Annotated in this window: 7 protein-coding genes; 2 read left to right on the forward strand and 5 right to left on the reverse strand. The window is 66.5% G+C overall.

Going from position 1 to position 2,834, the window contains the following annotated elements; genetic code table 11:
- Positions 1–83: 83 nt before the first annotated feature.
- Genes ACFV4F_RS43025 through ACFV4F_RS43045 form a run of 5 tightly spaced genes read right to left on the reverse strand, consistent with a single transcriptional unit; the run spans position 84 to position 1,794 of the window.
- A complete protein-coding gene (locus tag ACFV4F_RS43025; protein ID WP_380511435.1) occupies positions 84–296 on the reverse strand; it encodes a DUF397 domain-containing protein in 213 nt (70 codons plus the stop codon).
- A gap of 10 nt (positions 297–306) precedes the next feature.
- Entirely contained in the window at positions 307–516 is a 210-nt protein-coding gene (locus tag ACFV4F_RS43030) for a DUF397 domain-containing protein (RefSeq protein ID WP_380511442.1), read from the reverse strand.
- A gap of 13 nt (positions 517–529) precedes the next feature.
- A complete protein-coding gene (locus ACFV4F_RS43035) occupies positions 530–742 on the reverse strand; it encodes a DUF397 domain-containing protein (protein ID WP_380493154.1) in 213 nt (70 codons plus the stop codon).
- A 10-nt stretch (positions 743–752) separates the two neighbouring features.
- Entirely contained in the window at positions 753–965 is a 213-nt protein-coding gene (locus ACFV4F_RS43040; RefSeq protein ID WP_380438782.1) for a DUF397 domain-containing protein, read from the reverse strand.
- Between the two features lie 10 nt (positions 966–975).
- The gene (locus tag ACFV4F_RS43045; protein ID WP_380493151.1) at positions 976–1,794 is read right to left on the reverse strand and encodes a helix-turn-helix domain-containing protein; all 819 of its coding nucleotides are present in this window, start codon (positions 1,792–1,794) and stop codon (positions 976–978) included.
- A gap of 138 nt (positions 1,795–1,932) precedes the next feature.
- Between ACFV4F_RS43045 and ACFV4F_RS43050 the strand changes: the two genes are divergently transcribed.
- The gene (locus ACFV4F_RS43050) at positions 1,933–2,196 is read left to right on the forward strand and encodes a hypothetical protein (RefSeq protein WP_380493148.1); all 264 of its coding nucleotides are present in this window, start codon (positions 1,933–1,935) and stop codon (positions 2,194–2,196) included.
- A 104-nt stretch (positions 2,197–2,300) separates the two neighbouring features.
- Positions 2,301–2,804, forward strand: coding sequence for an NUDIX domain-containing protein (locus ACFV4F_RS43055; RefSeq protein ID WP_380511440.1), 504 nt, complete (start codon positions 2,301–2,303; stop codon positions 2,802–2,804).
- Positions 2,805–2,834: the final 30 nt, after the last annotated feature.

Below are 2,834 nucleotides of genomic sequence, written 5' to 3' on the forward strand. Positions count from 1 at the left end.
CCGCTACAGGATCCTGGAACAGCGTCCGTGCCGAGCCCGCGAAAGCCGGACAGTTGGGGGGGATTCCCCTATCGAACGCCCTCTCAGACGTCGCCGAACTCGCCAGCCTGGACGGCTGTGACGAAGGACTGCCAGGCCTCGACCGGGAAGACGAGGGCGGGACCCTGGGGGTCCTTGGAGTCGCGGACGGGAGTCAGGCCGGGAAAGTCTGCTGTCACCTCGACGCAGGTACCGCCGTTGTTGCTGTAGCTGCTCTTGAACCACGCGGCGTCGGTCAAGTCGACAAGGGGAATCATGATTCTCCTCTCAGGCCTCGCCGAACTCGCCGGCCTGGATGCCGGCGACGAAGGACCGCCAGGCCTCCACTGGGAAGATCAGGGCGGGGCCTTCCGGGTCCTTCGAGTCACGGACAGGGGCGAGGCCGAGGAGGCCTGGAGCCACCTCCACGCAGTTGCCCCCGTTGTTGCTGTGGCTGCTCTTGAACCACGCGGCGTCGGCCAGATCTACAGCGGGGATCACAGCATTCCTCTCAGGCATCGCCGTACTCGCCAGCCCGGATGCCAGCGAGGAATGATTGCCAGGCCTCCACCGGGAAGACCAGGGCGGGGCCTTCCGGATCCTTGGAGTCACGGACGGGCATGACACCGATGTATCCGTCGGCTACCTCGACGCACTGGCCTCCATTCCCGCTGTAGCTGCTCTTGCGCCATGCGGCGTCGGTCAGGTCGGGAGCGGGGATCATGGCATTCCTCTCAGACGTCGCCGAACTCGCCAGCCTGGACGGCCGTGACGAACGACCGCCAGGCCTCGACCGGGAAGACGAGGGCGGGACCCTGGGGGTCCTTCGAGTCACGGACGGGGGCGAGGCCGAGGAAGCCTGCAGCCACCTCGACGCAAGACCCACCGTTGTTGCTGTAGCTGCTCTTGAACCACGCGGCGTCGGTCAGGTCTACAGGGGGGATCATGACATTCCTCTCACGCCTTGCACTTGCGGATCATCTCCAGTGACGCGGCCTTGGGAAGCGCTTCCACCTGAAGTTGATGGTAGTCCCGCTCCCAAGCCTGGGCGGTCCCAGAGTCCCGCGCGAGGATGCCGCGCAACTGGCACTCTGAGTATGCCAGGAGCGTCCGATTCGGGAGGGTCAGCAGCGTAACCATCATGGTGAACGGCAGCTCCTCCGCGAGCGCGAACGGTGCTACCTGGATCGTGGTGTTCGGACGGGTAGCGAGGTCTTCGAGGTGCGCCAGCTGTCGAGCCATGGCCCTGGGCCCGCCCACCGGTCGCATCAAGGCGCCCTCGTCAAGGACGAGATGAAGGCGAGGCGCTGATGGGCGCTCAAGTAGCTTCTGCCGCGCGGAGAGGAAGTCCAGTCGGTCTGCGGCCTGATCCTCGGTGATGCTGCCACGCCGCACAGCGGCTCCGGCGAAGGCTTCGGCGTACTCCATGGTTTGAGCGAGACCGGGTACGACTCCCAACTCGAAGTGGTTGATGCTCTGCGCCTTTGCCTCTTGCTGCGCGTACTCCGGGAACCCTTCCAGGAGAGATGAGCCGCTCAGCGTCCAGAACGTCAGTTCCAGCGTTCCCCCGGTCTTCAGGACCTGATCAGCCGCCAGGACCCATTCGAGTGTGGGATTGCGTGTCCCTCTTTCGAGGTTGGAGATCTGGCTGTCACTCAGGTTCGTGAGGTTCCCAAGCTGGATCTGTGTGAGCCCAGCCGCCTTGCGCAGCCTGCGCAGTTGCGCGCCGAAGGCCTTGAGCGGCGATGCGGAGGGATCCAGCTCGGTTTCACGCATGATCAGAACTCCGTTGCCCTCTGAATCCCACGCGGGGACTTTGTCAAGCGGGAATGACTTCCGATCGTAGGGCCGATCACGCCACTATGGCTACACCAGGTGATGCGCCGATAGCGCTGTGCGACTGTGGAGACCCCCATGTTCGAAGACCAGAGATCCGTGCTGTCCGAAGTCCCCCTCCTCCACGAGGTGGTGATCGACCGTGGTCACCTCGACGATGGCCGGCCCCGCGAGGGGGTCTTCATGGAGCAGTGCGCCGGCGTCATGTACCTCCGGCCCATCGGCGGCGGCATCGAATGGACCACCCGAGCCGATCAGGTCAGCGTCCTCAATCCCCGGCAGATCGCCCCCGGTTCCGGCGCCCACTCCCGCCGGCGCCTGCTCAACGACGAGCCGGCGTGAATTCGCGCGATCTCTTCCTCGCTGCCCTCCACGTAAGTTCCCTCGCTGCCGGGGGATTCGCTGCCGTGGAACACGCCTCCCAACTTCGCGCATCAGGAGTCGAGTTGAACGACCACCTCATCAGCAAGCCGCCCGGCCGCCGCCTGGGCCAGCAGGCCCTCGTCCTCCACGAGAACGCCGACCTCGGAGGCGAACTCTGCGTCCTCCTCGTCGACCCGATCCACCGCGACGGCTACACCCTCCCCGGCGGCAGCGCCGAAGCCGACGAGCTGCCCCACCTCGCCGCCCGCCGCCACCTGGAGTCCCAGACCGGGCTCGTCCTGCCGCTCCGAACGGTCCTCACGGTCGACTACGTCTCCCGGCACCACTACCCCGAGGCGCTCAACCTCGTCTACGCGGGCGGCATCGTGACCCCGCGCCAAGCCAGAGCCGCGACCCTGCACCGCCCGCCGGCCAACATCCGGGCCCTGCACTGGGTGCCCTGCTACCTGCTCGACACCGTGATGCCGCCCGACCAGGCCCGCCGCGTACACGACGCCTGGGACGCCTGGGAACACGGCTCCGGCCGGCCTCTCCTCCTCCACGGCACCCCCGTCCCGATCCGCTGACGCTGTGGATAGAGACAGCCCGAGTGACGC

Source organism: Kitasatospora sp. NPDC059722 (assembly GCF_042733235.1).
GTDB lineage: Bacteria > Actinomycetota > Actinomycetes > Streptomycetales > Streptomycetaceae > Kitasatospora.

Coding starts and splice junctions, on each gene's coding strand:
- ACFV4F_RS43025 (WP_380511435.1), bottom strand. CDS start 296: ATGATTCCCCTTGTCGACTTGACCGACGCCGCGTGGTTCAAGAGCAGC.
- ACFV4F_RS43035 (WP_380493154.1), bottom strand. CDS start 742: ATGATCCCCGCTCCCGACCTGACCGACGCCGCATGGCGCAAGAGCAGC.
- ACFV4F_RS43040 (WP_380438782.1), bottom strand. CDS start 965: ATGATCCCCCCTGTAGACCTGACCGACGCCGCGTGGTTCAAGAGCAGC.
- ACFV4F_RS43045 (WP_380493151.1), bottom strand. CDS start 1,794: ATGCGTGAAACCGAGCTGGATCCCTCCGCATCGCCGCTCAAGGCCTTC.
- ACFV4F_RS43050 (WP_380493148.1), top strand. CDS start 1,933: ATGTTCGAAGACCAGAGATCCGTGCTGTCCGAAGTCCCCCTCCTCCAC.